The organism is Amycolatopsis sp. cmx-11-32 (genome assembly GCF_047608695.1).
Classification (GTDB): Bacteria; Actinomycetota; Actinomycetes; order Mycobacteriales; family Pseudonocardiaceae; genus Amycolatopsis.
The window spans coordinates 1-26,310 of the sequence record NZ_JADNQN010000003.1; the positions used below are offsets into that span (position 1 = coordinate 1).

At 68.1% G+C, this 26,310-nt stretch carries 30 protein-coding genes and 4 pseudogenes; 17 read left to right on the top strand and 17 right to left on the bottom strand.

Features of this window, described 5'->3' with window-relative positions; genetic code table 11:
- Nucleotides 1–14: 14 nt before the first annotated feature.
- Nucleotides 15–128, top strand: a complete 114-nt coding sequence (locus tag ACM6LR_RS08745) for a hypothetical protein (protein WP_414943792.1) — start codon at nt 15–17, stop codon at nt 126–128.
- Nucleotides 129–1,732: 1,604 nt separating this feature from the next.
- On the opposite strand, the pseudogene ACM6LR_RS08750 reads toward ACM6LR_RS08745, so the two are convergent.
- A pseudogene (locus ACM6LR_RS08750) lies at nt 1,733–2,326 on the bottom strand (DDE-type integrase/transposase/recombinase); the annotation flags it as partial.
- Between the two features lie 80 nt (nt 2,327–2,406).
- On the opposite strand from ACM6LR_RS08750, the gene ACM6LR_RS08755 reads away from it, so the two are divergent.
- Nucleotides 2,407–2,586: a hypothetical protein gene (locus tag ACM6LR_RS08755; protein ID WP_414942489.1), complete on the top strand. Its 180-nt coding sequence runs from the start codon at nt 2,407–2,409 to the stop codon at nt 2,584–2,586.
- Nucleotides 2,587–2,657: 71 nt separating this feature from the next.
- Here ACM6LR_RS08755 and ACM6LR_RS08760 read toward each other — a convergent pair.
- The 7 genes and pseudogenes from ACM6LR_RS08760 to ACM6LR_RS08790 form a co-directional block, all read right to left on the bottom strand.
- Nucleotides 2,658–2,801 (bottom strand): annotated as a pseudogene (locus ACM6LR_RS08760) (hypothetical protein); the annotation flags it as partial.
- Nucleotides 2,802–2,874: 73 nt separating this feature from the next.
- On the bottom strand, nt 2,875–3,978 hold the full coding sequence (locus ACM6LR_RS08765; RefSeq protein WP_414942487.1) for a cytochrome P450 family protein: 1,104 nt from the start codon (nt 3,976–3,978) through the stop codon (nt 2,875–2,877).
- Nucleotides 3,960–5,348 carry a cytochrome P450 gene (locus tag ACM6LR_RS08770; RefSeq protein WP_414942483.1) on the bottom strand — a complete coding sequence of 463 codons (1,389 nt, stop codon included), beginning with the start codon at nt 5,346–5,348 and terminating at the stop codon, nt 3,960–3,962. Before ACM6LR_RS08770 ends, ACM6LR_RS08765 begins: the two co-directional genes overlap by 19 nt.
- Nucleotides 5,345–5,941, bottom strand: a complete 597-nt coding sequence (locus ACM6LR_RS08775; protein ID WP_414942482.1) for a GTP-binding protein — start codon at nt 5,939–5,941, stop codon at nt 5,345–5,347. The genes ACM6LR_RS08770 and ACM6LR_RS08775 overlap by 4 nt, the downstream gene beginning before the upstream one ends.
- The gene (locus ACM6LR_RS08780; RefSeq protein ID WP_414942481.1) at nt 5,919–6,272 is read right to left on the bottom strand and encodes a DUF742 domain-containing protein; all 354 of its coding nucleotides are present in this window, start codon (nt 6,270–6,272) and stop codon (nt 5,919–5,921) included. The genes ACM6LR_RS08775 and ACM6LR_RS08780 overlap by 23 nt, the downstream gene beginning before the upstream one ends.
- The gene (locus ACM6LR_RS08785) at nt 6,269–6,697 is read right to left on the bottom strand and encodes a roadblock/LC7 domain-containing protein (RefSeq protein ID WP_414942480.1); all 429 of its coding nucleotides are present in this window, start codon (nt 6,695–6,697) and stop codon (nt 6,269–6,271) included. Before ACM6LR_RS08785 ends, ACM6LR_RS08780 begins: the two co-directional genes overlap by 4 nt.
- A complete protein-coding gene (locus tag ACM6LR_RS08790; protein WP_414942479.1) occupies nt 6,694–7,995 on the bottom strand; it encodes an ATP-binding protein in 1,302 nt (433 codons plus the stop codon). Before ACM6LR_RS08790 ends, ACM6LR_RS08785 begins: the two co-directional genes overlap by 4 nt.
- Before the next feature lie 367 nt (nt 7,996–8,362).
- Here ACM6LR_RS08790 and ACM6LR_RS08795 point away from each other — a divergent pair.
- Nucleotides 8,363–8,845 (top strand): annotated as a pseudogene (locus ACM6LR_RS08795) (hypothetical protein); the annotation flags it as partial.
- 269 nt (nt 8,846–9,114) lie between these two features.
- Here ACM6LR_RS08795 and ACM6LR_RS08800 read toward each other — a convergent pair.
- The gene (locus ACM6LR_RS08800) at nt 9,115–9,525 is read right to left on the bottom strand and encodes a hypothetical protein (protein WP_414942478.1); all 411 of its coding nucleotides are present in this window, start codon (nt 9,523–9,525) and stop codon (nt 9,115–9,117) included.
- A gap of 459 nt (nt 9,526–9,984) precedes the next feature.
- Between ACM6LR_RS08800 and ACM6LR_RS08805 the strand changes: the two genes are divergently transcribed.
- The 8 genes from ACM6LR_RS08805 to ACM6LR_RS08840 all read left to right on the top strand — a co-directional run bounded on the left by ACM6LR_RS08805 (nt 9,985) and on the right by ACM6LR_RS08840 (nt 14,641).
- Complete coding sequence (locus ACM6LR_RS08805) at nt 9,985–10,137, top strand: hypothetical protein (RefSeq protein WP_414943539.1); 153 nt, start codon at nt 9,985–9,987, stop codon at nt 10,135–10,137.
- Between the two features lie 629 nt (nt 10,138–10,766).
- Nucleotides 10,767–11,282: a SigE family RNA polymerase sigma factor gene (locus tag ACM6LR_RS08810; protein WP_414942476.1), complete on the top strand. Its 516-nt coding sequence runs from the start codon at nt 10,767–10,769 to the stop codon at nt 11,280–11,282.
- Complete coding sequence (locus ACM6LR_RS08815) at nt 11,279–12,250, top strand: hypothetical protein (protein WP_414942475.1); 972 nt, start codon at nt 11,279–11,281, stop codon at nt 12,248–12,250. Before ACM6LR_RS08810 ends, ACM6LR_RS08815 begins: the two co-directional genes overlap by 4 nt.
- Before the next feature lie 322 nt (nt 12,251–12,572).
- Nucleotides 12,573–12,791 (top strand): hypothetical protein, encoded by a 219-nt coding sequence (locus tag ACM6LR_RS08820; RefSeq protein ID WP_414943540.1) that lies wholly within the window; start codon nt 12,573–12,575, stop codon nt 12,789–12,791.
- A 20-nt stretch (nt 12,792–12,811) separates the two neighbouring features.
- Complete coding sequence (locus ACM6LR_RS08825; RefSeq protein ID WP_414943793.1) at nt 12,812–13,018, top strand: DUF6365 family protein; 207 nt, start codon at nt 12,812–12,814, stop codon at nt 13,016–13,018.
- An 80-nt stretch (nt 13,019–13,098) separates the two neighbouring features.
- Entirely contained in the window at nt 13,099–13,719 is a 621-nt protein-coding gene (locus ACM6LR_RS08830; RefSeq protein ID WP_414943541.1) for a pyridoxamine 5'-phosphate oxidase family protein, read from the top strand.
- Nucleotides 13,704–14,024: a hypothetical protein gene (locus ACM6LR_RS08835; RefSeq protein ID WP_414943542.1), complete on the top strand. Its 321-nt coding sequence runs from the start codon at nt 13,704–13,706 to the stop codon at nt 14,022–14,024. The genes ACM6LR_RS08830 and ACM6LR_RS08835 overlap by 16 nt, the downstream gene beginning before the upstream one ends.
- Nucleotides 14,025–14,038: 14 nt before the next feature.
- On the top strand, nt 14,039–14,641 hold the full coding sequence (locus tag ACM6LR_RS08840) for a DsbA family oxidoreductase (RefSeq protein ID WP_414943543.1): 603 nt from the start codon (nt 14,039–14,041) through the stop codon (nt 14,639–14,641).
- Between the two features lie 49 nt (nt 14,642–14,690).
- Here the strand turns inward: ACM6LR_RS08840 and ACM6LR_RS08845 are convergent, their stop codons facing one another.
- The 3 genes and pseudogenes from ACM6LR_RS08845 to ACM6LR_RS08855 form a co-directional block, all read right to left on the bottom strand.
- Complete coding sequence (locus ACM6LR_RS08845; protein WP_414943544.1) at nt 14,691–14,939, bottom strand: DsbA family oxidoreductase; 249 nt, start codon at nt 14,937–14,939, stop codon at nt 14,691–14,693.
- A 16-nt stretch (nt 14,940–14,955) separates the two neighbouring features.
- Nucleotides 14,956–15,336 (bottom strand): annotated as a pseudogene (locus ACM6LR_RS08850) (DsbA family oxidoreductase); the annotation flags it as partial.
- Nucleotides 15,330–16,733: an MFS transporter gene (locus tag ACM6LR_RS08855; protein WP_414943545.1), complete on the bottom strand. Its 1,404-nt coding sequence runs from the start codon at nt 16,731–16,733 to the stop codon at nt 15,330–15,332. The pseudogene ACM6LR_RS08850 and the gene ACM6LR_RS08855, both read right to left, overlap by 7 nt.
- Nucleotides 16,734–17,286: 553 nt before the next feature.
- Here ACM6LR_RS08855 and ACM6LR_RS08860 point away from each other — a divergent pair.
- Both ACM6LR_RS08860 and ACM6LR_RS08865 read left to right on the top strand, forming a co-directional pair.
- Nucleotides 17,287–17,601: a hypothetical protein gene (locus tag ACM6LR_RS08860; RefSeq protein ID WP_414943546.1), complete on the top strand. Its 315-nt coding sequence runs from the start codon at nt 17,287–17,289 to the stop codon at nt 17,599–17,601.
- 9 nt (nt 17,602–17,610) lie between these two features.
- The gene (locus ACM6LR_RS08865; RefSeq protein WP_414943547.1) at nt 17,611–18,087 is read left to right on the top strand and encodes a glycosyltransferase; all 477 of its coding nucleotides are present in this window, start codon (nt 17,611–17,613) and stop codon (nt 18,085–18,087) included.
- 189 nt (nt 18,088–18,276) lie between these two features.
- On the opposite strand, the gene ACM6LR_RS08870 is transcribed toward ACM6LR_RS08865, so the two are convergent.
- Together ACM6LR_RS08870 and ACM6LR_RS08875 are read right to left on the bottom strand one after the other, a co-directional pair.
- Nucleotides 18,277–18,519: a hypothetical protein gene (locus ACM6LR_RS08870; protein ID WP_414943548.1), complete on the bottom strand. Its 243-nt coding sequence runs from the start codon at nt 18,517–18,519 to the stop codon at nt 18,277–18,279.
- Nucleotides 18,516–18,983, bottom strand: coding sequence for a hypothetical protein (locus ACM6LR_RS08875; RefSeq protein ID WP_414942468.1), 468 nt, complete (start codon nt 18,981–18,983; stop codon nt 18,516–18,518). The genes ACM6LR_RS08870 and ACM6LR_RS08875 overlap by 4 nt, the downstream gene beginning before the upstream one ends.
- 1,327 nt (nt 18,984–20,310) lie before the next feature.
- Here ACM6LR_RS08875 and ACM6LR_RS08880 point away from each other — a divergent pair.
- The 4 genes from ACM6LR_RS08880 to ACM6LR_RS08895 are packed head-to-tail and all read left to right on the top strand — an operon-like array spanning nt 20,311 to nt 23,895.
- Entirely contained in the window at nt 20,311–21,633 is a 1,323-nt protein-coding gene (locus ACM6LR_RS08880; protein WP_414943549.1) for a M20/M25/M40 family metallo-hydrolase, read from the top strand.
- Entirely contained in the window at nt 21,633–22,511 is an 879-nt protein-coding gene (locus ACM6LR_RS08885) for an alpha/beta fold hydrolase (protein WP_414942466.1), read from the top strand. The genes ACM6LR_RS08880 and ACM6LR_RS08885 overlap by 1 nt, the downstream gene beginning before the upstream one ends.
- 40 nt (nt 22,512–22,551) lie before the next feature.
- The gene (locus tag ACM6LR_RS08890; RefSeq protein WP_414942465.1) at nt 22,552–23,148 is read left to right on the top strand and encodes a winged helix-turn-helix domain-containing protein; all 597 of its coding nucleotides are present in this window, start codon (nt 22,552–22,554) and stop codon (nt 23,146–23,148) included.
- Complete coding sequence (locus ACM6LR_RS08895) at nt 23,149–23,895, top strand: SRPBCC family protein (RefSeq protein WP_414942464.1); 747 nt, start codon at nt 23,149–23,151, stop codon at nt 23,893–23,895.
- Nucleotides 23,896–23,979: 84 nt separating this feature from the next.
- Here the strand turns inward: ACM6LR_RS08895 and ACM6LR_RS08900 are convergent, their stop codons facing one another.
- The 3 genes from ACM6LR_RS08900 to ACM6LR_RS08910 all read right to left on the bottom strand — a co-directional run bounded on the left by ACM6LR_RS08900 (nt 23,980) and on the right by ACM6LR_RS08910 (nt 26,290).
- A complete protein-coding gene (locus ACM6LR_RS08900; RefSeq protein WP_016334446.1) occupies nt 23,980–24,201 on the bottom strand; it encodes a DUF5703 family protein in 222 nt (73 codons plus the stop codon).
- Nucleotides 24,198–25,211, bottom strand: a complete 1,014-nt coding sequence (locus ACM6LR_RS08905; protein ID WP_414942463.1) for a YncE family protein — start codon at nt 25,209–25,211, stop codon at nt 24,198–24,200. The genes ACM6LR_RS08900 and ACM6LR_RS08905 overlap by 4 nt, the downstream gene beginning before the upstream one ends.
- Nucleotides 25,212–25,324: 113 nt before the next feature.
- A complete protein-coding gene (locus tag ACM6LR_RS08910) occupies nt 25,325–26,290 on the bottom strand; it encodes an aldo/keto reductase (RefSeq protein ID WP_414942462.1) in 966 nt (321 codons plus the stop codon).
- Between the last annotated feature and the right edge of the window lie 20 nt (nt 26,291–26,310).

Genomic DNA, 26,310 nt, shown 5'->3' on the forward strand with positions numbered 1-26,310 from the left:
TCGACGGGCTGGAGATCCTGCCGCCCGGCATTGTGCCGCTGGCACTCTGGCGGCCCGACGAGGTCGTCACCGACGCGACCACCATCGGGGTGCGCTTCATGACCGGAGGCGTCGCGATCAAGCGCTAGCTGTAGGGACCATGGTCGTTGTTGACGGTTGAGCTGCCTGTGGGGTGATCATGGCGAAGACCTCCGTGGGTGGTGCTGGTGTCTGACGCCATCACCGATCACGACGGGAGATCTTCGTGTCCCACCGTAACGCCCGGTTGACCGTGCATGGGCGCGGGTTGCAGCCCAGGTCGTGACAGCAGTCCAAGACGTTGTCGACAGACTCAACAGCACTCCGCCGAAGATCGACTATCAACGACGCAGACGTGCGCTCGACGGCTGGCTGATTCCCGAAGACGTCTAAGAGACCATCACCGAACCACTCCAGCGCCTGCCTCACCCAGCGAAGGACTTCGGCCCCCGCAAACGCCACATCACGTCGTTGCTGCTCTGAACCGTGATCACCAACGGCGACTACCGCGCGGCGTCCCTGTTCCGCAACCGGATCCAGATCAGGCCGCGAGACGACCGGTTCGCGAGCCTGACACACCGACTGATGTTCGAGTTCCTGAGCGGCAAGGGCCAGGGAGCGCAACAAGCACGTCTTCGACCTGCTCAACGTGTTCGCTCCCTACCGAGCCCAACTCGAACACGCCATTGACCACGGAGGGTGTGTCCCGCCAGGGCTGGACCAGACTTGGCCATGACCGACTGTGCTGGATCCTCCAGACAACTGAAGCGCGGAAGGTGGCCCAGCCCGATCAACCACGCCATGGCGGCCAGGGCGTATCACGCTCTCGGATCTGTTCCACCGAGACGTCCTCCCAGTATCTATGGGCTTCGAGCAGGTTCGGCCGAACGATCTCGGCCGGTACCCGGCGACTGGAGCCGGGCGACGCGGGTGTCCTGATCAGGTAGCCGCTGACAGGGCGATCGGTGTCGTCAGCGACATCACCGGGCTCGCGATGCCGGGCTGCGCAGGGCGTCGGCCCCGATCCCGTCGGCGAGCGCGTCGTTCCTGACACCTACTCTCCGCCGTACTCCAGGCCACCTGTCCTCGCGTTAGTGATCTGAGCGTTGGTCAAAGTGTGTGCTTCCGGATCCATGACGGCCTCCTTCAAAGTGTGGAGGCGCCCGCGAAGCTTCACGGCCACCGCGTCAGGATCGTCGATCTCGGTCCATGACTCGTCCCGGGCCAACGGGACGTCGGTGTACGAAGGGACAATGCACTGATCCAGCATGTTGACCAGGCCGCGGCTCTGGGCGGGGTTGATGTGGCCGAGCCAGTGTCGTCACTCCACGCGGTAGGTGACGAGAAAGTTTGAGACCGGCCGCCATCTTGGGTGCCCCTCGGAATCCTTGACGTAGACATGCATGGGCTTTCGGCTCCCGACCTCACCACCGTCGCGGGGCAGGCGTCCTGCGTTCCATTCTTTGGCGAACCGCCCTAGAAGGCGAACTCGAGTCTTGCCACCGTCGTCCGAGAGATACGCGAAGAAGCCGTTGCGGTCGTCGCCGTAGATCGTGTCTCCGGCGAGAGCCTCGTGGGTGAAGGTAGGCAGGACGACTGGCGTAAGCGTCGTCCAGATGACGGGGAGTTCCAGGATCTCGAGCCACCGGCCCGTGGCACTGTCATGAAGGGCGTAGAGCTCGATGCCAAGGTTTCGGGCGATTCCGGCTGTGGTCAGGGTGTCGCGCCAGAGGTGGGATTTGTAGCATGCGCCGTTGTCGGTGAGGACTCGCTCGACGGTGATGCCGTGGGTAGTGAAGAAGGTTTGGGCTCGCTGCCAGAACGCGGCCGCGGTCTCTTTCTTCTCGTCGGGCAGGATTTCGCTGTAGGCCAGGCGGGAATGGTCGTCGACCGCGTTGTGCAGGTAGCTGTAGCCGACATGGCTGTTGCCGTTGCCGTCCAGGGTTTTGCCTGGTGTGCGGGTGCGGTGTCGCTGCCCGGCTTGGCTGCCGGTGACCCGGTGCCCGCCGCCGTCGGGGATGTTGCCCAGTTTCTTGATGTCGACGTGGATCAGGTCACCGGGTGCGGCGTGTTCGTAGCGGCGGATCGATCGTCCGGTGGCCCGGTCCAGGTGCGCGAGCCGGGCCATGCCGTAACGGCGCAGGACTGCGTGCACCGTGGACGGGTTCAGGCCGAGCAGGTAGGCGATCCGGGCGGGTCCCCACCGGCGCAGGACCCGGACTTTGATGATCCGCCGTTCGGTGCGGGTCGGGGTCCGTGACGGGCTCCGGACAGGGCGGGACGAGCGATCGACCAGTGGCCGGTTCCCGGCGTGCGTGCGCACAGGGAACCGGCCACAGCGGCCAGGGAACCGGGACGAGGACCTCAAACGCGACTACCGGCGCGGGCGTGACGTCGCTGGTGGCGCTGTCGGTGTACGTCATCGCCGTGCTCGTCCAGCGCATGTTCGGCGATGGCGGGCCGGGACCCGAGCTGACCGCCATCGCCTGGCAGTGGAACGCGGGCAACGTGCTCCGCATGGTGCTCACCGCGGTGACCGGTTGGTCGTTGTTCCGCGCGTCAACCTGACCGTGCCGCGCGCCAGTTCGATGCTCGTGGGCGGGCGGGGCGCCGTCGCCCTCCTCCTCGCGGAGCATTTCGACGGCGGCCCGGTGCTCGAGTTCACGGCGTTTGGTGCCGTAGAACATCGCGGTGACCTCGTTCAGGTAGGTCGCGGTGAGCGGGGTGCCCGCCCGTTTGCGCCGTCTGGCGCGCACGAGTTCGACCACTCCTACCGCCACCATCAGGAGGGTGGCTGCCGGAGTGCTTCAGGCCAGCAGCGTTTCCACCGGGTCCACACCGCGAAGCCACCCGAATTCAGCCCAGGGTGGCTGGGAGGACCCGGTGCCCGTTGGAGATGAAGGACGCCGTGGGCTCCAGCTCCGCCGGTTCGACCGCCAGCGCCAGCCGCGGGAAGCGCGCGAACAACGCTGGCAGCGCGATCTCCGCCTCCACCCTGGCCAGCGGGGCGCCGAGGCAGAAGTGCACCCCGTGCCCGAACGAGAGGTGGCTCTTGTTCGTCCGCGAAAGGTCGAATTCCTCCGGGTTGTCGCCGACCTCCGGCGCGCGGCCCGCGGCCGCGTACGAAGCCAGGATCGCCTCGCCCCGCTTGATCATCACCTCGTCGTTGACGACGATGTCTTCGACCGCGTACCGCAGCGGGAGGTGCGCGACGGGCGCCTGCCAGCGCAGCGTTTCCTCGATGACGTCGCCCCAGCCGTACTCGCCGTCGAGCACCTGGCGCAGCTGCTCCGGATGGGTCAGCAACGCGGTGATCGCGTGGTCGAGCAGGTTGACCGTGGTCTCGTGCCCTGCCGAGATCATCAGGATCAGCGTGTCGACGAGTTCGGCTTCCTGCAACGAGGAACCGTCCTCGTCGCGTGCCGCGATCAGGCCGCTGGTCAGGTCGTCGCCCGGCTGGGCGCGCCGCAGCGCCACCAGTTCGCCGAGGATCCGGTACATCTGCTCGCCGTTGGCCGCCGCCTCTTCCGGGGTGGCGGTGGTGTTGAACACCCCGTCGACCGCCTTGCGCAGATCGGCGCGGTGCTCGTCGGGCACGCCGAACAGCTGGCAGATCACCTCGATCGGCAGCGGGTAGGCGAAGTGCTCGCGCAGATCTACGACCCCGTCGGCGCCCTCGATCCGGTCGAGCAGGCCGCCGGTGATCTCCTCGACCCACGGCCGCAGCGCCTCGGTGCGACGGAAGGTGAACGCCTTGGACACCAATGACCGCAGCCGCCGGTGCTCGCCACCGTAGGCGGTGAACATGTTCTGCACGGCCACCCAGATCATCAGCGGCCAGTCCGCGGGTACCGTGCCCTCCCGCCACGCGGTCCAGTGCTGCCGCGGGTCCTTCGACACCCGCTGGTCACCGAGCAGGCGCTTGAGCAGCTCCGGATCGGTTACTGACCACGCCACCACCTGGCCAGGGAGCTCCACCAGCGTCGTGGTGCCGCGGGCGCGGAGTTCGGCGTTCTCGGCGTGGATGTCGGCGCCGGTGGGGTCGAGGACGAGGGGGCGGGGTGCGGCGGATTCCAATGGTGCTCTCCAGTCGGTTCGGTGGACGGAACTGGTGTGGGAACGACGGGGGTGAACAGCACGGGCAGCGCGGCGAGCGCGCGGTGGAACGGGCCTGGCCGCCACTGCAGCTGGTCCTCCGGCACGGCGAGGCGCAGATCGGGCAGCGCGTCGAGCAGGGTTTCGATGGCGGTGGTGGCGATCAGCCTCGCCGGGCCCTGCGCGGGGCAGGAATGCACGCCGGCGCCCCAGGCGATGTGCGCCCGGTTACCCACCCGCTGCTCGGCCCGCAGCGCGGGATCGGTGTTGGCGGCGGCGAAGCTGATTACCACCGGTTCGGCGGCGGGCAGGTGGGTGCCCATGAAGTCGACCCCTGGCCACGGGTAGCCGGCGGAGTAGTTGGCCATCGGCGGGTCGCCCCAGAGGATCTCCTCGAGCGCGTCCTCCACGTGCAGGCTGCCGCCAGCCAGGTCACCGGCGAAGCGGTCGTCGACCAGCAGCAGCCGCACCCCGTTGGCGATCAGGTTCTGCTGCGGCTCGGTGCCCGCGCCCATCAGCAGCACCAGCTGGTGCAGCATCTCCTCGTCGGTCAGCCGCGCCGGGTGCGCCATCATCCACGACGGCACGTCCTGGCCCGGCTGCGCCCGCTTGAGCGCGAGCAGTTCGAGCATGCTCGAGGTCAGCTCGGCGTTGGCCCGCTCGGGATCGACCATGTCGAAGATGCCGCGCATCCCGGCCACCAGCCGGTCCCCGAGCGCAGGCGGGCAGCCGAAGAGGTGGTTGAACACCTGCAGCGACAACGTGGTCGCGTAGTCGGTGAGCAGATCTCCCTTGCCCTCGGCGGAAAACCGGGCGATCAGCTCGCGCGCGGTCTGCTCGACGTAACCGCGCAGCGCGTGCGGGTTGAGCCGCGCCAGGCTGCCGGTGACCGCGCTGCGCAGGCGCGCGTGCACCGCGCCGTCGGTGAACAGGCAGTTGGGGCGGTAGCCCATCATCGGCATGACCGGGTTGTCCTCGGGCTGGTTCTGCTGCCAGCGCCGGGGATCGCGGGGAAAGGTCGACGGCGCGCGCAGCACTTCCAGTGCGGCTTCGTAACCAAGGACCAGGGTGGCGTTCACGCCAGGCGCGAGTTCGACCGGCGCGACGGGTCCGTGCGCGGCCCGCATCTTCGCGTAGACACCGGCGGGATCGCGGGCGAATTCTTCGTCGTAGAGGCGGGCGCGCTCGGCGTGCGCGGGGCAGCCGGGCGGTGGTCCGGCGGCGGGAGTGCTCACGAATGCTCCTGGCGGATGGGGTCGAAGAGGTAGTCGACAAGGCTGATCAGCGCCTGCGCGGACGACCCGCGATCGCGGGCGTCGCAGCTGACCAGGCGGGTTTCGGGAAGCAGGTCCAATGCTTCGCGAAGCTCGGCTTCGGGAAATCTCGGGGCGCCGTCGAACTGGTTGATGGCCACCGCGTACGGCAGGCCCAGTTCCTCCAGCAGTCCCATCACGTCGAAGGACTCTTCGAGCCGGGTGGGGTCCACCAGCACCAGCGCGCCCAGTGCCCCGTAGGCGAGGTCCTTCCACATTTGCGTGAACCGCTGCTGGCCAGGCGCGCCGAACAGGTAGAGCACCACGTCGTCGCCGATGGTCAGCCTGCCGAAGTCCATCGCGACCGTGGTGGTGTTCTTGCCGCGCACCCCGGACAGGTCGTCCACCAGCGCACCGGCTTGCGTCATCGTTTCCTCGGTGCGCAGCGGGCGGATTTCGGACAGCGTGCCGACGTAGGTGGTCTTGCCGACCGCGAACGGCCCCACCACCAGGATCTTCACCGAGGTCCGGACGGTGGCTGGGACGTAGCCGTCAGGTGAGAGCACGGAGGCCATCGAGTACCTTCTGCAGGAGTTGGTGGTCGGGGATATCGGCCTGGCGCACGGCGGCGCGGGCTTCGATGTGACCGGAATCGAGCAGGTCGGACAACAGCACTTTGGTCACGCTGGTCGGCAGGTTCAAGTGTGCGGCCACCTCGGCCACGGCCAGCGCACCGCCCCGGCAGAGCTCCATCACCCGCCGCTTCTCCGGGCTCAGCCCGGCCATCGGCGCCCAAGTGGCGGAGACGACGGTGGCCACGTCCAGCGTGTTGCGGGTCGGGTGGGCGCGGCCCTCGGTGACCACGTGCGGCCGCACCAAAGCCTGCTCGCGCCGGTTCGGGGTCATGCCCGGGAGCCTCCGGCGGCCGGGAAGCGCGGCGGCGCGGTCAGTTCCTGGCCGAGCCTCTGCACCAGTTCCTGCATGCGGGAGGAGACGCCTTCGACGTCGACCCTGCCGGTAGTGGACACCGCGACGTAGGCGCCTTGGCCGGCGGCGGTGAGGAAGACGAACCCGCCGTCGAACTCGATCAACGTCTGCCGCCACTGCTCGCCGGGCTGGCGGCAGAACTCGCCGGTGGCGCGGGCGAGCGATTGCAGCCCGGACACCGCGGCGGCGGTGCGCTCGGCGTCGTCACGGCTGATGCCCTCGGAATGGGCCATCAGCAGGCCGTCGGCGGAGAGCAGCACGGCGTAGAGCATCTCCGGCATCTGCAGGGCCTGGTCGAGCATCCAGCCGAGCCGGTTGGTGGTCGCGTCGGTGTTCGTGCTCACTGGGCATCCCTTTCGAGGTCGGTGGAAGTGGCGCGGCCGCGACGGGTTCCGCGTTGCCAGGCCGCGGCGGTGGCGACCGGTTTCGAGTCGGGCGCCGGAGCGGCCGGTGCGGCAGGCTCCGGGGCCTGGGTGGCGGCCAGCGTGCGGCGGCGGCGCCGGGGCAGACCGTGGGCGGTGGTGCCCAGATCCGTGGTCTTCACCGGGGAAGCGGCCACGACGGGCTCGGCAGGCCGGGCTGGTTCGGGCGTAGCGGGCATTTCGGGGGTTTCGGTTCGTGGGACCGGGGTGAGCACGGCTGGGGACGGGCTCGGCATGGTGATCCTGGTGAGCAGTTCCGTCGGCAGGAACAGCACCGCGCGCACCCCGCCGTAGGGCGACCGGGTGTCCACCGAGACGCGGAACCCGTACCGGTTGGCGAGCGCGCCGATTACCGCGAACCCGATGCGCGGCGGCACCCCGAGCGCGGCGATGTCCTGGCCGCCGTGGCCGCCGAGCAGCCAGGACGCGCGCTGCACCGCCTCCACCGTCATGCCGACACCGGCGTCGTCGATGATGATGGCGAGGCCGTTGTGCGCCTGCTGGAAAGTGACCTGCACCGGGGAGCCGGGCTGGGAGTGGCGGGCGCCGTTGTCCAGCAGTTCGGCCACCGCAAGCACCACCGGCTCCACCGCCTGGCTGACCACGGCGGTATCCGACGGCGCGGGAATCTGGACGCGCGCGTAGTCGCGGATGCGGCCGGTGGCGCCACGGACCACGTCGGTCAGCGTGGCGGCCGAGCGCTGCAGACCGGGCCACGAACCGCAGAGCACCGCGGTCGCCTGCGCACGGCGGCCCAGCTGCGAGTTCGCGTGGTCGAGGCCGAGCAGCCCGTGGAGCACGGACGGATCGTCGTGCCGGTCCTCCATCTCCGAGATCAGCACCTGCTGCTCACCGGCGAGGTTCTGCACCGTGCGCATCATCGCGCGCAGGGTCGCGGCGGCGGAATCGGCGGAATCGCGGCGGGTCTGCCCGAGCAGTTCGGTGATCGTTTCGAGCACCGCGCGGTGCGGATCGCCGTTGCCGCGCAGCGGGCCCGGCACGGTCACCGACGGATTCGCCAGCGACTCCGCGATCGCCGGGAGCCGCACCTCGCGCAGGTGGCGCTCCTCGGCTTCGCGCGCGTTCAACTCGGCGACGGCGGCATCTCGGTACCGGCCGACGGTGGTGGTGACGTTGCGCTGCCGGAGCAGCAGCACGGCGAGCGCGATGGCGAGCAACAACAGACAGATCAAGCCTGCCAGCAGCAGGGTGTATTCCATGAAATCCTCACGGTCAGCTGGGCGGGGACCGACCAGCCGGCTAGGCGATCGCAGGGAGCCGCACCAGGTCCGCGTCGGGGCCGCGGCCGCGCTGCCGGGCGAGGAGCATTCGGGCGGGCCCGGGACAGGACGGCATGTGCGCAGCTCCACAACGGCGGGGACGGACGTCACATCGCGCCTGGCGCAATGTCAGCAGCGAGTACCGTAGCGCAAACTGGGCGTGTTCTCCCAGACTTCGTGAAGAAAGGGCGCACCGCCAGTGAGGAAGGGCTTCGCCGCCGCCGACCTCGTCGACGAACACGGCGTGCGGCTCCTCGTGTGTGACACGTAGTTCCGCGAATTTGGCGGGCACCGGCGGGTTTCCGGTCCGGTGCGCACGGTGGCGTGCCACCAGGACAACGGCCTGGTCCGCCAACTGCTGCGCACCTCTGGCGCGGGCGCGGTACTGGTGGTCGACGGCCGCGGTTCACTGCACACCGCGCTGACCGGCGATCTGATCGCGGGCTCGGCGGTGGAGAACGGCTGGGCTGGGCTGATCATCAATGGCGGTGCGGGACAGCGCGGTGCTCGCGGAACTTCCGCTCGGGGTCAAGGCGCGGGCACGAATCCGCGCAACAGCACCAAAACCGGCGCGGGTGGCGTGGACGTGCCGGTGATCTTCGGCGGCATCACCTTCACTCCGGGAGACCTGGTCTACGCCGAGCCTGGGCCGTCGACGCCGGCGAGCGGGCGCGTGTCGTGGCGGGCACGATTCGGACTGATGGCGCCACAGTGGCCGCTAAGCTGCTGCTCGAATAGAGTCCCACGTCGAGGACCATCGGTGGCCCGCCGCACGGGGGATGTCGGGTGAGGTGAGTAGCGTGGGGAGTGTATGAAGCCGCGCTTGCTGGTGAATGTGGAGGGCGTTTGATTCCGTTTGCCGCTCCGGCGCCGCCGCCCGGCCATGTCGAATATCTGTGGTGCTTGTCGCGGTGGCAGAGAAGCGCGGTGCGACGAGCCTGACTCAATCCGGCGCATGGTGCTGCGCTGCTGGACGTCGCCTGGCGTGGGTGACGTCCTGGAGCACCGGGGGCGAACAGCACTGTCGGCCCGGCCCTAACAAATGGGCGCCCATTTGCCTTACCAGCGGGCGCCGATTTGAGCCCAGTGAGTGTCCTGGCCGTAATTCAAGACTAGCGTGAGTCGCCAGTTGCCGCCGGGCATATTATGGCAGACCCATGACTGCGCCGGGGCCTCCAATCGGAACGGTGTCTTGCAATACTGGTGGCCCCATTTGTTCATCAGCACCCAGGTCGCTTGGCCTCTGCCGTCGGCGTCGGCGTCGACACTCATCGTGCCACCTGGGAAGTCCGGGACGCCCAACGTACAGGTGATTGTCGGACAATCCCGGCGAAATGCGGCTTGCGTGCCCACCTCGCCTGCGGCGGCGGGTTCGACCGCCGGCGCGGCCACCGCGGTACCAGCCCCCGTCAGCGTCGTGCCGGCCACCGCGGCCAGGCCGCCGAGCAAGCCCAACAAACGTCGCTTCACGAAATCTCCTTTGGAGTTTCAGCGGCCCGGCAGTACACGCATAAGACATGCGTACTTCCCCTGGGTCGGGCCGCCGCATCAATGACCACAGTATCGTGCTGAGTTGGATTTTCAGTACTCGCGGTTCTTCACAGGGCACCCCCGTTACGGTTATTCATGCACAGCTCCATTCGAGTAGTCATCTTGCACGGGCGCGCACTTGTTGCTCAAGGGGCCATTGATGCGAACTAACAGGGGTTTGATGCAGCTTTGTGCATCGACCCTTCGGTGCCAGGGGATCGGATGGCGACGGGTCAAGAGCTGGAACGGAAGGCGTCACAGTAGTGTTTACCCGAGGTTCCACCGCTGCAGCCAGGACGAGTCGCAACGCTTAACCGTCAGCGACGCCGCGTCCGGCCGCAGGCACCTGCTGTGGTCCGCCGCTGAATTGATCCGGCTCCAGTTCGCTGGATCGAACCCATGGCACGCCGTCAGGTGCAGCGTCAGTTCACCTTCGACGACGTCGATCTGGCAGGTCCGAGGAATGGCCAGAGCCCGATTGATTGGATGGTCGCCGGCGGACACGACCCCGTGTCCACGTTCCTGGCCACTTATCCCGAACTTGCCATGTGATCAGGGGTTCGAGCAGACGGTGCGCTTCTGGGCCCGCCGTGCTTACTGCAACACTTTGATCCATCGTGTGGGACGCTGAGCTCGCACTCGGTCTTGAACCGCACGTGAGACCTGACGCCGCGATCGTCGGAACCGACGAGTTCCTCGAGAACCTGCAATACGCCGGGTCCTACTCACCCCGTATCGCGATGCTCAGAGGCAGCGGCGAGACACTCCGGCTGACCGGTCCCGCCGCCAGCCGGTTCATCACGCTTACCTCATGCGGCTACTCCTGTAGGAGAGGCAGCGGGGCCGCCTAGGAATTCGCTGATGCCACTGTCACTTCCGTACGTGCCGACGATGTCTTGCTCGTCTGGGGCAGGCTCGATCAGCCTGCCGCGCGGGTGGCCGAGACACTAAGCTGGTCGAAACGTGGGCTCAGCCGTCCGCCTTCTGATGGGCACAACTGTCCCGCGAACGCGGTGTCAAGGACATTTGGCCCCTGTTTGTGACAGCCCTCCTGACGTGGTTGCGTGCCTGACCGGGACGTAGGCCGACATCGCTGGCAGGCGCACTTGCGCCGGGTCTTGGGACAAGAAATATCGCGGAATCACCGCAACAGCGGCGGGGATAGAAGGAGTCTTAAAGGTGTGGAGTCCACACGGCGCACCTTCGACGAATTTTCCCGTGAGCATCTTCCGGGCTTGCTGCGGTTCGCCGCCGTACTGACAGGCGACCGCGAGCTTGCCCAAGATCTCGTCCAGGACGCCTTGGTGCGCGCACACCGGCACTGGGGACGGGTTGTCTCGGCCGATCGGCCGGATCTCTATCTCAGGCGGATGGTCGTCAACGGCCACCTGTCCTGGCGGAAGCGTTGGTACCAGCGCTCCGTCCGGCCAACCGCCGACTACGCGGGCGCTGAACCGTCGTCCGGTGACCCGACGGCCACCATAGCCGACCGAGAGCAGCTTGTCGTCTTGCTCCGGAAGCTGACTCCCGCCCAGCATGCCGCCATCGTCCTGCGGTTCTACGAGGATCGTGACGACACCGAGATCGCTGAAGCGATGGGTTGTGCCACCGGCACCGTGCGGAGTCACATCTCGCGCGGGCTCGCGGTCCTGCGGCTCCACCTCGAATCCGACCTTGCGGAGGTATCTGAATCATGACCGACCTCGACCTGCTCCGAAAGAGCCTGCGAGAGAGAGAAAGCCTGGCTCCCGACGCAACCGCGACGCTGGTCAAGACGCACTCCATCCTGCGGCGGCGTAGGTCGGTACGGCGCGCGACCGCGCTCACCGCCACCGCCACCGTCACCACCGGTGTTTTAGTCGCCGGAGGGCTGCTAATGCTGGAAGGAGACCGGCCGCCTGTCGCGGTGGAGCCTGCTGCATCGGCTCTTCCGCCGGCGAGGACGGTCGAGACGGCACAGTCGCTGCCGTTCACGGTCGGTCGGCTGCCCGCGGGGTTCGTCCTGGACTCTTGGGCGCTCAAGCCCGGCGAGGTCTCGGCGCAGTATGTGGGCAACGGCAGCTTCGAGACGATCGTCGTCCGGGTCCGGAGCCAAGACCCAGTTGCCGGTACGGAGGATGAATCCCGCAGGATCAACGGGATCCTTGCGGTGCTGCGAACAGTGGACGCGCGGTCCGGCTTCAGGGAGTTGAGCTGGCAGCTGTCCCCTGGCAAATGGGCCAGCATCGGCGGCGCCTCAAGCGCCATCACGGTGAAGACACTGCAGGAGGTCGCCGAGTCCGTCACCGCACGGCCGAGCCCGGTGACCGCGACGCTGAGCAGGATCGCGGTGCCGCAGTCGATGACGTTGCAAGCCGCAGATGGAGGAAGCATCGACGGTCCGGAATCGTTCCGTTTCTGTCCTGACGGCTCCGCTGCTGACGGTCCGGCTTGTATCCTCGTCGGTATCCGAGCCGGGACCGCACCTGCCACATGGCAGAGGATCGGCCCGGGAACGGTGAACGACGTCAAGGAATTGCCTTTGAAGCCATCAGACGGGCTTCTGCTCACCGATGACGGCCAAGTCGTGGTCCGGCAGATCAACGCGAAGTACTGGATCTCCGTGACCTCTGCGAACGCGACTACAGCCACACTGAAAGAAATCGCGAGGAGCGGCGTGGCCTGAGCCAGGTACCGCGGGGTTCCCAGAAGAGCCGCCTGCAGAATCCATACGAGCGCCACCTTGTTCGTTGAGCAAGTGGCGCTCGTATGGATGGCATGATGTATCCGGCCCTTCCTGTCCGGCTCGTGACCGGCCGAAGGGTTGCCGTCGAATTCGCAACGGTGCGAACGGGGTCGGCGAGGTTCAGCGATGCGTCGGCACTGGGCCGTTCCGACATATAGCGTCGAGTTCGACAACCAACCCGACTGGTTTCCCAAGACGACACCGCCGACGACGAACATCGGCACGCCAACACGAGCTGGTTAATCGAGACCTTCTTCGCCGGGTGCTTGGCCGTAGGACGGGTGCGTACTTCCCCGCCTCACTGGAGCTGGCGGTGCTGGTGGGCGTCCCGGGTCTGCTGACCCTCAACGGATTCGACATCGACCCCGGCGCGCTCGACGTCCTCGAGACCAAGCTCGGCGAACTCGGCCCGCACGCACGCGCCTGTGTGGAAGACTTTCCCTGCCCCGTGCCCGCGTTCACTTTCTGGCCCTGTCGCTAGAACGTCATCATGGCCCGCTGCTGCGCCGGAACCCGTTCGTGGAAGCCGGGTTGTCCGCGGAGATCTTCGACGAGCAGGCGGTGCTCCGCGCGCTGATGGACCTGCTCTATGACGAGCCCACCCACCGCGCGCTGGCCGACCGGCGAGCGGACTACCTACGCGCGCTCGCCCTGCTGCCCAGTGCCGCCGACGCGGTCCGCGCCGCGCTGCGCCGCCCGCAATCTTGACCTCAAGCGAAGTTGAGGTTCTATCGTCGACATGTCGCCGCCGTGCCCGCGCACGGCCATGCAGTTTTGGAAGGACTGGAATGCTCATTGCCACGGACGTTGCGGAGGTCCTCGCCGAGGTGCGGGTGTTGGAAATGGCCATCATCGGCCGCGACGGCAGTCCACAGGTGCGGCCGATGGCTTCCGCCTGGGTCTCCGAGTCCCAGCAGGTCGTCATCACCACCCCGGTCTCCTACCCGCAGAAGGCGTTCGACATGCGGCGGAACGGGCGCGTCGCACTGTTGTACTCCGATCCGGTGGGCAGCGGGCTGACCAACGCGCGCACGGTGCTGCTGCAGGGCGTCGTGAGCGCGCCAGATGTGGTCGCCACGCCGCAGGACCTCAAGGAGTACTGGCGGGAACTCTTCCGCAAGAACCCGAACCTGGTCGAGGAGTTCGCCGATGAGGGCGCCCGGTCCACCATGGACTGGTACTACCTCCGCCTGCCCTTCTTCTTACTCCGGAAAAGGTGCACCAGCTGGAGAGCTTGTCTGCCGGGGGCGCGATCGAGCCTCAACCGGACGAGTCCGCTCCGATGGCGGTGCGGATCGAGGACTCGCTGCAGCGGTACCCGAGCGTCACGTTCGCGACGCTTGATGCCGACGGATACCCGTACGTCGCGCGCGCCGAGGTTGAAAAGTCCTCTGTGGACGGTGAGCTGACCCCGCGGACGCGTGAGGACTTCGCCGGGGCACCAGGTAAGGGGGCCTTGCTGTGGCATCGCCACAACGGGCAGTCCGGCGACATGGTTTCGCTGCACGTGACCGGGACCGCGGAAGGATCCGATACCGAGTGGACCTTCCGGCCCGAACGCATTCCCGGGGCGCTGGCCGGTGGGCACACCGACGATTCGTGGGAGGCCTGGATCGAGGACGGCCGCGACCGCACGCGTAAGTACCTCGAGCGCCGGGGTCTCATCGCCCCGACGATCGACTGGCCGGCGCTGGCCGCGCTGGCCCCTGCCTGAGTGGGGTGTCGGTCGTGCCGGTCGAGGTCTTCTACGATGTGCTCTGCCCGTGGTGCTACGTCGGCAAACGTCGGCTCGACGAGGCACTGGCCCGTCGGCCTGCGAAGCTCCGCTGGCGAGCGTTCAACCTGATTCCGGGCGCGCGGCGTGAACCGGCGGGAACCGTGCCGGAGGCGATGGCGGCATACCTTGCCCCCGAACAGGTACCCGGTCGGATCGCGGTGATCCACGCCACCGGTGCCGAGCTGGGACTGGACATCGACCTGCCGGGGACTCGCCAGGTGACGAGTTTCGACGCGCATCGGCTGCTGAAGCTGGCGGCCGACCACGGCCGGATGGACGCGGTGATGGACGCGATGTACCGCGCGCATTTCACCGAGCACCGGGTCATTTCCGATCCGGCCGTGCTGGCCGAACTGGGCGCCGACACCGGGTTGGACCGCGCGGAGGTCGCGCGGGTTCTGAACAGTATGGAGTACACCGACGAGGTGCTCGCGGACTTCCACCGCGCGGCGGAAGCGGGAGTGCGGATGGTGCCGTCCATCATCGCCGGTTCCGGCGGCCCGCAGCCACTGCTGCGGCCCGTGGATGTGCTCGCCGGGGCAGCGAAGAACTGAACCGGCCCCGGGTACCGGAAGCACGCGGTTGCGGTACCCGGGGTCTTCGTCATCCCGCGGTCGGCTGCCTGGCTTCCCGTAGCAACGTCACCAGCCGGTCGACGTCCAGCGCGCCGGACACCGCCCGCCGATCGCCGAGCCGGTAGGACGGCACGGCCGTCACCCCTACCTCCCTGGCCGTCCGCTCGTCGGCGCGGACCTCGGCTGCGTATCGCGTGCTGCCGAGGACGTCGTCGACGTCCTCGGCGGGCAGGCCCACCCCGGCGGCGAGCTCTCGGAGCACGGCGTGGTCGGACAAGTCGGCGGCTTCGGCGTGATAGGCGGCGAAAAGCCGGTCCAGCAGCGCCTCTTACAACGCCTCGTTCGGCGGCCGAGTGCAGCAGCCGGTGCGCGTCGAAGCTGTTGACCGGGCTGATCTTCTCCGGCGCCATGCGCACGCTCGCCGCCGTGGCCTTGGCGCGGATATCGGTGAACACGGACTCGATCTCGGTCTCGCTCATCTGCCAGTCCCGCCGCATGATCACGGCCAGCCGGTCGCCCTTGCCCGGCGGCAGGTGCGGGCGGAGTTCGAACGACCGCCACACCGTGCGCACATCATCCGCGAAACCACACCGCGCCAGCGCCGCACGCCAATTGAGTTTGCCGAGGTAGCACCACGGGCACATCACGTCCGACCAGATTTCCACGGTCAGCATGGGGTCTCCTCCTCAGATCCCGCCTTGCCCTTGACGGAGAGGGCGAGGATCACGGACAGTGCCAGGAAGGCGCCAACGACGATGAACACCAGGTTCAGTGAGGACGCCAGCCCCTCCAGGATCGGCTGGGCGAGCCTGCCGTCGACCTGCGCCAGGAACGAGGTGTCGTCGAGGCCGACCGTCCCCGTGGCCTGGATTTCCCCGACCAGCTTGGCGTTGGCGGGGACGGCGAGTACCTGTGGGTCTCGTAGCGCGGTGCTCAGCGGGTCCTGCTCCGACGCCGCGCGGAAGCTGTCCCCGACTCGATCATCGGCGACGCCGAAGAGCAGCGAGACGAACACCGCGGTACCGGCCACCCCGCCGATCTGCCGGGTGAAGCTGTACAGACCGCTGGCCAGCCCGATGTCCGAGGCAGGCACGCTGTCCTGGATGGCGATCAGGATGACTTGGAAGAACACGCCCATGCCGTAGCCGAGCACGGTCACCAGTACGCCGAGCACGAACACCGGTGTGGCCACGCCGACCCAGCCGAGCAGCAGGTACACCAGGGTCATCAGCGTCATGCCGCCTGCCAGCACCGTCTTGTACCCGAAGCGGTTCATCAGCGGGCTGGAATTGCGTGCGCCGAGCGTGGTGGCCAGCGACTGTGGGAGCAGCAGCAACCCGGCCGCGACCGGCGAAAGCCCCTTGACGATTTGCAAGTACAGCGGGAATAAGGCGAGTCCGGCGAAGACCCCTAGACCACCGAGGAAATTCACCATGTTGACCAAGGTGAACGACAGGTTGCGGAAGAGCTTTGCCGGCAGCAGCGCGCTGTCGCCGACCCGGCGCTCCACCAGGAGAAAGGCCACCAGCCCGACGCCGCCGAGCGCGTAGAGCGCGATCGAGAGCGGCGCCCCCCAGCCCCAATGCCTGCCGTTCTCGGCCACGACCAGCAGCGGCAGCACCGTGATGGCCAGGGTGATCGCGCCGCCGTAGTCCACGCGCTGCCGCGCGCCCTTGGCAGACACTTTCAGCAACAGCACCACGAGTAGGCCGGCCACCAGTCCGATCGGGACATTGATGAAGAAGATCCAGCGCCAGCCCGCGATGCCCAGTATTTCCGGAGAACCGGCGAGGAAAAGCACGATCGCGATGAGGTAGAGCCGCTTGCGGCCGTAGATGTCGGACAGTTTTCCGTACAGTGGCGCGGAGATCGTCAGCGTGACCAGATAAGCCGTGCTCACCCATGCCTGCAGGGTCAGGCCCTGCAGCTGGTCGGCCACCGTACGCAGCGCGGATGCCATGATCATGGTGTCCAGCGCGCCGAGGAACATGCCGAGCATCAGCCCGGTCAGGATGGTGGCCACGGCGCGTCCGCCGGTGTCCGGCTGGGCGGCGCGCACGGTGCCGGTCATCGCGGTCTCGCAGTGATAGCCGCAGACGTCATAAATCCCCCTTGGAGAACGAAAGAAGCCAGGCGAGGACGACTCTGCAACCTCAAGCATGATTGAGGTCAAGTGGACTTCGCCGGGAGTCTTGGCCGCGTCGAGTGATGCTGGACCGGCGCCCCGCAGGGTGAAGGCATGCGAGTTCTCTTTGTGGCAGGCGGCAGCGGGGGCGTCATCTTCGCGGTGACCCCGTTGGCCTTGGCGATGCGCTATGCGGGGCACGAAGTATTGGTGGCCACTCCACAGAACACGGTCCCGACCGTGACGAGCACCGGTTTGCCGGCTGTGGCGTCGTCACAGAAGAACATGATGGATTTCATGTTCGCCGATCGGCGGGGAACACCCTTAACCCTGCCGAAGGGCCCGCACGAGCGCCTGATCTTCAACGGCAGGGGATTCGGCCGGTTCGCCGCGGAGAGCATGCCGGCCCTCACCGACCTGTCCGCGCACTGGCGGCCGGACGTGGTGGTGGGTGGCGCGCTGTCCTTCGCGGCCCCGATGCTGGCGGCGGAAACTCGGCGTGCCCCATGTCAGACACGCCATCGGCAGGGGAGAGCCGCGGATCATCGACCTGGCGGCGGCCGCCGAACTGGGTCCGGAGCTGGAGGCACTCAGCCTGGACGAGCTTCCCCCGCCCGATCTTTTCGTCGATATCTGTCCGCCGAGCCTGCAGCGTTCCGACGCCGCCGAGGAGCAGTTCATGCGCTACATCCCGGTGAGCAGCCCGCGTCAGGTCAAGCCTTGGATGTACCGCCGCGGCGAACGGCCGCGGGTACTGGTCACCGCGGGCAGCCGGGTCACCCGCGACTGTGACTTCGACGTGCTCACCGGCTAGGTGGAGAAGGTGTCCCAGCTCGACGTCGGCCTGCTGGTCGCGGCCCCGGACGACATCGCCGAAGAACAGCGGCCATTGCCGGACAACGTGCACGCCGGGTGGCTGCCGCTCGACGTCGTCGTGCACAGCCTCGACCTTCTGGTCCATCACACCGTTGGCAACACGATGCTCACCGCGCTGGCCAACGGCGTTTCACAGGTGCTCATCCCGTACTTGCCGAACGTCACCGACTACGCGCAGCGCCTCAGTACGTTCGGCGCGGCAGTGACCGTACAGCCGGGTGAGGACACCGCGGACGCGATCCTCGCCGCCGCCGTGCGAGTTCTGGACGATCCCTCATTCTGGGAGCGAGCCACGGAAATCGCCGAGGAGAACGCCGGTCAGCCGCCCCCGCCGACATGGTTGGGGCGATCAGAATCCCGAGGCCCGCCGCACCTCTCGATGTGCGGATCCGGCGCCGACAAGGCCGGACGGCCGACTGACTGACCCTACCCGCGCCCGTTGGGGGGGCATGTTCTTGAGGCCGATGGAAGTTGGCGTCCTCGCAGCACGCGCTTCGATCCGCGGAGGAGGACACCTAGTACGGGAACGTGGGGTGCCACGTCTGGGCTCGCTGGGGGCGGAGCTTGGTGAAGGTGGGCTGCAGCGGCGTTGCCGCTCGGTCTCTCGCGGGTTTCAGGCGGTTGGTGGGTGTTCCCGGTTCATGACTTTCGCGGCTTGGAGTCGGCGTCCGGTGCTGGGGCTGACCAGTGCGGCCAAGTTGCTTTGAGGGGCGATGGTGTTCGGGTTGTAGCCGTTGAAGATGGTGACGCGAGGCGTCCATTGGCCGCTCGGTTGGGTGATCAGGTCCGGTTGGTCGCGGCGTTTGCGCCAGAGTTCTGAGCAGGCGAGGAAGGTCCCGACCACTGCGTAGTTCACCGATTCGACGACGCCGGTGAGGGTGGACAGGGAGTCCTCGTGAGCAGCAGTGTGTCGATGCCGATCACGACCCCGGCAAGGGTGTCGAGGATCGACCCGGTGGCGTGGAGAACGCCGGCTTCGTGTGCGTGGATCCGGGCATCTCGCCGAGCTTCGAGGTCGGTGCGCTGGAGGAGGTTGGGGAGCCGCCCGGTCTCCTTCAGGCACTTGATCAACGCGTGATCGTCGCCGTGGCGGTTCTCGCGAAGGTCGGCCAGGTGGACTGCCGCGGAACGGAGGTTCTCTTCGACCGCAGTGACCAGACCGTAGAGGTAGTCCATGATCCCGGTGATCGTGACGTCGTCCAGCCCGTAGTCGTGCCACCAGGTGAACCCGCCGCGGTCGGTGTCGAAGTCGGCTTCAATCAGGCTGGCCAGTTCCTCCGTCGCCTGGAGAGCCTTCAGCACGGGGTGGTCATAGCCCATGACATCATCCCTCCGGCCGTTCGCAGATCTGTGGGCAAGCACTGTAAGCCCGGGGAACACGCACCTCGTAACGGAATTCCGTGGGGCGAGTCGCTCTTCGAGAAGGCGAGCACCTGGCCAGGGCCAATTTTCACCCGGTCGGGTAACGCCAGTGCGCGGGTGCCGGTCCTGGGCAGCGCCGGCTTCGGACAATCGGTCGAGGCTGGACCAGGGGTGGCCGGAACCGGAGCCGGTCGCGGGCGGCAGCCGCGCTGGGTTGGTGGCGCGGCGCGGCCTGCCCTGTCCGGAGCGAGCAGTTCGGCGATCGCCCGGTGTGGCCGCGTTGGGGGCTGGCTCGACACGATCGCGAGCAGTTCTCCGTCGAAGCGGCGGCCGCCTCTCGCTGATACGCGGCCCCGGGCCTTCGTCCCTCACCTCTCTGCGCTCGTCACGGCTCAGAGAGGTGAGGGACGAGGACCAGGCGCGCGCCGTGGCGTGACGATGGCTGTCGGGTTCGGGAGGCTTTCGGTGGTGGGGTGGGTTCGCTGGCGATGACGCGCAGTGTTGGCGGGCCGTTCTGTGTTTGGTGCCGTTCGGGTCTCGGCTCCCAGCGGGGGTCGAGTTCGTGCCACAGTTGGGGCCAGTCGATTTCTGAAAAGTGGCAGGCGAGTGCACCGCCAGTGTTCGCGTAGGGCTGGGGCACGATGTCGGGTTTGCCGAGGGCGTGTTCTGCTGTGAAGGTTGTCCACCAGTCGAGGTGGCGTGTGCAGGCCTCGCACCAGCGGCGTTGTCCGGTTGTCCAGTCGGTGAGCATGGTGCTTCGGCTTGAGCTGCGACCGCAGCGTCCTTTCCGGGGCATCGGCGCCTGGCAGGCGCGTGTAGCGGGCCTCGGTTGTTCAGCTGGGCGCTGCCCGCGGGGAGCTGGGCCCTCTGGGGGCCGTGAGACGTCCGGTCGCAACCGGTCCTGGCCGGGTCTGACCAGGTCGAACGCGCGTCGGCCTACGGGCGGCCGCGGCGGGGCCCCGCCACGAAGGCTTTCCTCCGGCGTCCGCGCGGCGGCCCCGGGTGGAGGAAGAGTTTACGGCTCGTCATCCGGTCGACACCGGTCTGCTGTAGCTGGGCGAACAGTGGTGCGATTTGTCCGTTTCGAGTCAGTGCTGTCGTGCGAGGTCTAGCTCCCTGGGGTCTCGGCCTCCAGGGTCCTGGTCGCGCACTGACGGAGGTGCTCGAGCGCGGGTCGCCGACTGAGCTGCCCGCCTGCGGTGGTGCGGCCGGGAGTGGGTCTTCACACGTGTCCACGCGGCGGTCGTGCCGGGTCGGCACGCTCCACCAATGGTAGGAATGCCTGGTGACCGAACCGAATTTGATCGAAGCAGCCGCCGAAGAGGCAGTCACGCTCACCAGTGAACTGATCCGCATCGACACGACCAACACGGGGGATCCCGACACGCTCGTCGGTGAATGCGCCGCGGCGGAGTACGTCGCCGAGAAGCTCACCGACGCGGGCTACGAGATCACCTATGTCGAGTCCGGCGGCAAGAACCGACACAACGTGATCGTCCGGTTGCCGGGTGCCGACCCGTCGCGGGGCGCGCTCCTGATCCACGGTCACCTTGACGCCGTCCCCGCCGACGCCTCGGAGTGGTCGGTCCACCCGTTCTCCGGCGCGATCCAGGACGACTACGTCTGGGGCCGCGGCGCGGTCGATATGAAGGACATGTGCGGGATGGCGCTCGCGCTCGCCCGTCACTACAAGATCAACAACGTCGTGCCTCCGCGTGACCTCGTCTTCGCGTTCCTCGCCGACGAAGAAGCGGGCGGCAAGTACGGCGCTCAGTGGCTGGTCGAGAACCGCCCCGAGCTGTTCGAGGGCGTCACCGAGGCGATCAGCGAGGTCGGCGGCTTCTCGATCACGCTGAAGGACAATGTCCGCGCGTACCTCATCGAGACGGCGGAAAAGGGCATCCGCTGGATGAAGTTGCGCGTGCGCGGAACCGCGGGGCACGGCTCGATGATCCACCGGGACAACGCCGTCACCAAGTTGTCCGAGGCCGTCGCCAGGCTCGGCAACCACCGCTTCCCGCTGGTCATGACCGACTCGGTCCGTGAGTTCCTCGACGGCGTCACCGAGATCACCGGCTGGGACTTCCCCGAGGACGACATCGAGGGTTCCGTCGCCAAGCTCGGCAACATCTCCCGGATGATCGGCGCGACCCTGCGCGACACGGCGAACCCAACGATGCTCCTGGCGGGCTACAAGTCCAACGTCATCCCCTCGGTCGCGGAAGCTTCGGTCGATTGCCGGATCCTCCCCGGCCGTCTCGAAGCCTTCAACGCCGAGCTGGAGGAGATCCTCGGCCCGGACATCGAGAAGGAATGGATGGAGCTGCCGCCGGTCGAGACGACTTTCGACGGCGCCCTCGTCGACGCGATGACCAACGCGGTCCTCGCCGAGGACCCCGGTGCCCGCACGCTCCCGTACATGCTCTCCGGTGGCACGGACGCGAAGTCGTTCCAGTCCCTCGGGATCCGCAACTTCGGGTTCGCCCCGTTGCGGCTGCCCGCGGACCTCGACTTTTCGGCGCTGTTCCACGGGGTCGACGAACGTGTCCCGGTCGACGCGTTGAAGTTCGGCGTGCGGGTGCTCGACCGATTCCTTCGCTCAGCCTGATGCCCGGTCTGCTGGTCGCCGACGGGACACCCCTGCACTTCGAGCGCTGGGGTGCGTCGTCGGCGCCGGTGACCGTGGTTCTCCTTCACGGGTACGCCCTCGACAGACGGAGCTGGCGCGCCATCGCGCCGGTGCTGGCGGAAGCCGGGGAGGAGCCTGTCGCGGTACTGGCCTACGACCAGCGCGGGCACGGCGAATCCGGCGACGTCCGGCCGTCGTCGGCGACCATGGGGCACCTCGCCGACGACCTGGCCGAGGTGCTCGACAAGGTGGTTCCCGATGGCCGGGTCGTCCTGGTCGGCCACGACATGGGCGGACTCGCGATCCTGTCGCTCGCCCAGCGTCACCCGGACGTCTTCGCGGCAAGGGTGGCGGGAATCGGGCTGCTCGCCATGTCGGCGGGCGGCGTCACGCCGGACGCGATCTGGCCGAACGCGCTCGGAAAGCTCGGCCGTGACCTGGAAATGGTCTTCGGGACGAAGCTGATCGGCCTGGTGCGCGAGCATACGAGCAAAGCGGTGACCGCCGGGCTGCGTTGGTGGCTCTTCGGGGACGACCCGGTGCCCGGCGACGTCGAGCTGACCGTGCGTATGATCCGCGGCAACTGGCCGCAGACGGTGTCCGCGTTCCGGCCCGCACTGGACGCCTACACCCGGGAATCGGCGTTGTCACAGGTCGGCGCGGTGCCGGTGACCGCGATCGTGGGGGAGCGAGACAAGCTCGTGCCCACCGCGGATGTGGAGGAACTGGCGGGCGCGGTGGCGAACGGGACGTCCGTGGTGCTGCCCGGTGTCGGGCACGTTGTCCCGCTGGAGGCCGCGCCACAGGTGGTGCCGCGCCTCCTCGCCCTGGCGAATCAGGCCCGCCGACAAACCTAGCTTCCTTGACAACTTCTCTTTTCGGTGGCACCTTCGTGCCATGTTCTCCGTAGCGGTGATCGAGGACGCGGAAGCGGCCGAAGTTTCGCTGGACCCGGTCCGGGCCCGGCTGCTCGCCGAACTCGCCGAACCGGCGTCGGCCACGATGTTGGCCGGGCGAGTGGACCTGCCGAGACAGAAGGTGAACTACCACCTGCGCGCGCTCGAGAAGCACGGGCTGGTCGAACTCGTAGAGGAGCGGCGCAAGGGCAACGTCACCGAGCGCATGATGCGCGCGACGGCGTCGTCCTACGTGATCTCGCCGACCGCGCTGTCCGCGGTGCAGCCCGACCCGGCCCAGTCGCCGGACCGGCTGTCTGCGCGCTGGCTGCTCGCGGTCGCGGGCAGGCTGGTGCGCGACGTCGGTGTGCTGATCACCGGTTCGACCAAGGCACGCAAGCGAGTCGCGACCTTCGCGATCGACGGCGAGATACGGTTCTCCTCCGCCGAGGACAGGGCGGCGTTCGCCGAGGAACTCACCGTCGCGATCACGAACCTCGTGAGCAGATACCACGACGAAGGCGCCGAGCAAGGCCGCGACCACCGGATCGTCGTCGCCGTCCACCCGAGCGTCAAAACCGAGGCCGAGGAGCACTGAATGGGCCACGAATTCGAGGTCACCGAACGCGCCGAGGTCGACGCGACCCCGGAACAGGTCTGGGACGCCATCGCCACCGGACCCGGCATCACGTCGTGGTTCATGGGCCGCAACGAGGTCGACGGCGGTGTAGGCGGAACCGTCAAGACCGCGTTCGGCGCCTATGAACCCGCGTCCGCGATCACCGCGTGGGATCCGCTGGAGCGGCTCGTCTACGGCGAGGAGCCCGGTCCGGACGGGCGGTTCGTGGCCTACGAGTTCCTCATCGAGGGCCGTGACGGCGGCAGCACCGTGCTGCGGACGGTGACGAGCGGCTTCCTTCCCGGGGACGACTGGGAAGAAGAGTTCGAAGCGATGACCGCGGGCGGCGAGCTGTTCTTCCGCACGCTGATCGAGTACCTGAACACGTTCCCAGGGCGGCGGGCCGCGCCGCTGACGGTGTTCGGCCCGATGGTCGAAGACTGGGATCGCGCGTGGCTCACGCTTGGCCGGGAACTCGGCCTGGCGGGGAGGCCGGAAACGGGGGACCGGGTCCGGCTGTCGACCGGCTCGATGTCCACTGTGGAGGGAGAGGTCTACCTCGCGAACGAGCAGACGATCGGGATCCGGACTCCGGACGCGTTCCTCCGGTTCGTCCGCGGGTTTCGGGGGCCGGTGGTCGCGATGCATCACCTTTTCGGCGACGTCGACCCCGAAAAGCAGGAGAAGATCTGGGCGGACTGGCTCGCCCGCGTGTTCAGGGGCTGAAGGGGACTTTCCCCTCATCTCACGCGGTGAAGGGCGCTTTCCCCGCATCGCATGCGGGGAAAGCGCCCTTCAGCCCCCGCGTGTTCAGGTGATCAGGCCGGGAAGGGGGGTGGCGGTGCGCTTGCGGCGCAACCACACCCTTCGCGTGCCATCCGAGTAGAGCCGGACGGTCGAAAGTTCCCAGCCGGCGAATTCGGCGTGGATCGACAGTTGCGTCGCCGCCGCCCGCCGCGAAACACCTGGAGGCAGCTGCAGCCGCCGGTACTCCCAATCCCCTTCGACCACCGCCTCGTCCACCACTGTCATGGCGTGATCACCTGGATCCCTTCTCCGATGGCCGAGCCGACGACCACGCGGCCGCCCTGCTCGTCGACGGTGACCGAATCTGGCTGCCGCAGGGTGGGGAACCGGTGCTTCTCGATCGGCTCCCCGCCGCGGACGTCGAAGCCGACGACCTCGTTGCGTTCGGTGAGGGTGACCCAGGCGAGGCCACGGGTGCGGTCGTAGGCGATGCCGTACGCCCCGCCGGGCACGGGGTAGCGCTGGCGCAGCAACAGAGGTGTCGTGGAGAAGGCCAGCAGCGCGCCGGCTCGCGCGTCGGTGACGAAGACGCGCCCGAGGTCGTCGGTGACCGCGTTGGCCGCGCCGTCGCCCGCGCGCAGGCCTTCGCCGATCTTGCCCTCGGCGAGGTCGACTGAGAACAGAGCCGTGCGCAGCTTGTCGAGGACGACCACGCCGTCACCGGTGTTCAGGACGTCGTCGGCGCTGTAGAGCTGGCCCGTGATGGTCTTCGGGCCCGCGTTTTCGGAAAGCACCTCGACGGTCTTGCGGTCGCGGACCGAGACCAGTGTCGCGTCGCCGTCGGCGAGCCCGGCCGATGGCTGCCCCGCGACCGGAACCGTCTCCAGCGCGCCACCCGGCAGGGAGACCTTCGCCAGGACGCTCTTGCCGGGAACGCTGGCGAGCACCTGCGAACCGGAGACCGTGAGCCGCTCCGCCGGACCGGGCAGGGCCACGGTCGTCTTGGGGGTGTCGAGGGACGCGAGATCGTAGATGCGCAGGGAAGGCGGCTCCGTGACGGCGACAACGAGCGTCTTGGTCGCCTCGTCGGTGGCCAGCGCCTTCACACCCGGCCCGGCGAACACCGAGCCCGCGGGTTTGACCGACACGGCGGGCGAGACCGCCGCTGTCACCGCGACGGGGTTCTGCACGACCTGCAAGGTGTCGTTCGGAGTGTCGTCCCCACTGCAGGACGAGAGCACCAGGGCACCGGCGAGCGGGATCGCGATCCGGGAAACGGCGGACAGCCGACCCACCTTGGTGCCTCCACCTGCTACTCGTCGAACGGACCTGTCCAGCATCCCCCAGGAACCCGACCGCGTCACGTCTGCGTCACCCAACAGTCACCTGAACCAGTTCTCGGGACGGCTCAAAGGCCGCGTTCGGGATATCCGACCTCGATCGCGCTGACGTCGTCGAGCGCCGAGCGGATGGCGGGCGGGAGCGTGATCTCCTCGGCCGTGAGCGACCCGGTCAGCTGACCGGTGTCACGGGCTCCGACCACGGGCGCGACCACTCCCGGCCGGTCGCGGACCCACGCCAGCGCGACGGCCAGCGGTGAGGTCCCGAGGCCGTCGGCGGCGGTCGCGACCGCCTGCACGATCCTGGCCGCGCGATCGGTCCGGTGATGTTCGACATAGCCTGCGAAAACACTCGAAGCGCCGCGCGAATCGGCGGGCGTCCCGGTGCGGTACTTGCCGGTGAGCACGCCACGGCCGAGCGGCGCCCACGGCAGGATCCCGATGCCGTGGTGCTCGGCCGCCGGCACCACCTCGCGGTCGATCCCGCGCTCCAGCAGCGAGTACTCGACCTGCGTCGAGACCAGCGGAGCGACGGCGGAACTGCGGGCCGCGGCGGTCGCCAGCTGCCAGCCTGAGTAGTTGGAGACGCCGACGTAGCGCGCCTTGCCGGTGGTCACGGCGTAGTCGAGGGCGGCGAGCGTCTCGTCGACCGGCACGGTGGTGTCCCACGCGTGCAACTGCCAGAGGTCGATGTGGTCGGTGCCGAGGCGGCGCAGCGAACCGTCGAGCGCGGTGAGCAGGGCACCGCGCGAGGCGCCGCCGCCGAACGGGCCGTCGGCGCGGCGGGCGACGGCCTTGGTGGCGAGCACGATGTCGTCGCGGGGGACGAGGTCCCCGAGCAGGGCGCCGAGAACGCGTTCGCTCTCGCCCTCGCCGTAGATGTCGGCGGTGTCGACCAGGGTGCCCCCGGCGTCGACGAACGCGACCAGCTGGCTGGCCGCCTCCTCCGAGTCGGTGTCGGCACCCCACGTCATGGTCCCGAGGGCCATCCGCGAGACCCGCAGTCCCGACCGGCCGAGCTGTCGCTTTTCCACGACGGGCGAGCCTAGCCGGA

Coding starts and splice junctions, on each gene's coding strand:
- ACM6LR_RS08775 (WP_414942482.1), bottom strand. CDS start 5,941: ATGGCCTCCGTGCTCTCACCTGACGGCTACGTCCCAGCCACCGTCCGG.
- ACM6LR_RS08780 (WP_414942481.1), bottom strand. CDS start 6,272: ATGACCCCGAACCGGCGCGAGCAGGCTTTGGTGCGGCCGCACGTGGTC.
- ACM6LR_RS08790 (WP_414942479.1), bottom strand. CDS start 7,995: ATGGAATACACCCTGCTGCTGGCAGGCTTGATCTGTCTGTTGTTGCTC.
- ACM6LR_RS08805 (WP_414943539.1), top strand. CDS start 9,985: ATGGCACGCCGTCAGGTGCAGCGTCAGTTCACCTTCGACGACGTCGAT.
- ACM6LR_RS08815 (WP_414942475.1), top strand. CDS start 11,279: ATGACCGACCTCGACCTGCTCCGAAAGAGCCTGCGAGAGAGAGAAAGC.
- ACM6LR_RS08830 (WP_414943541.1), top strand. CDS start 13,099: ATGCTCATTGCCACGGACGTTGCGGAGGTCCTCGCCGAGGTGCGGGTG.
- ACM6LR_RS08855 (WP_414943545.1), bottom strand. CDS start 16,733: ATGACCGGCACCGTGCGCGCCGCCCAGCCGGACACCGGCGGACGCGCC.
- ACM6LR_RS08875 (WP_414942468.1), bottom strand. CDS start 18,983: ATGGGCTATGACCACCCCGTGCTGAAGGCTCTCCAGGCGACGGAGGAA.
- ACM6LR_RS08885 (WP_414942466.1), top strand. CDS start 21,633: ATGCCCGGTCTGCTGGTCGCCGACGGGACACCCCTGCACTTCGAGCGC.
- ACM6LR_RS08890 (WP_414942465.1), top strand. CDS start 22,552: ATGTTCTCCGTAGCGGTGATCGAGGACGCGGAAGCGGCCGAAGTTTCG.
- ACM6LR_RS08895 (WP_414942464.1), top strand. CDS start 23,149: ATGGGCCACGAATTCGAGGTCACCGAACGCGCCGAGGTCGACGCGACC.
- ACM6LR_RS08900 (WP_016334446.1), bottom strand. CDS start 24,201: ATGACAGTGGTGGACGAGGCGGTGGTCGAAGGGGATTGGGAGTACCGG.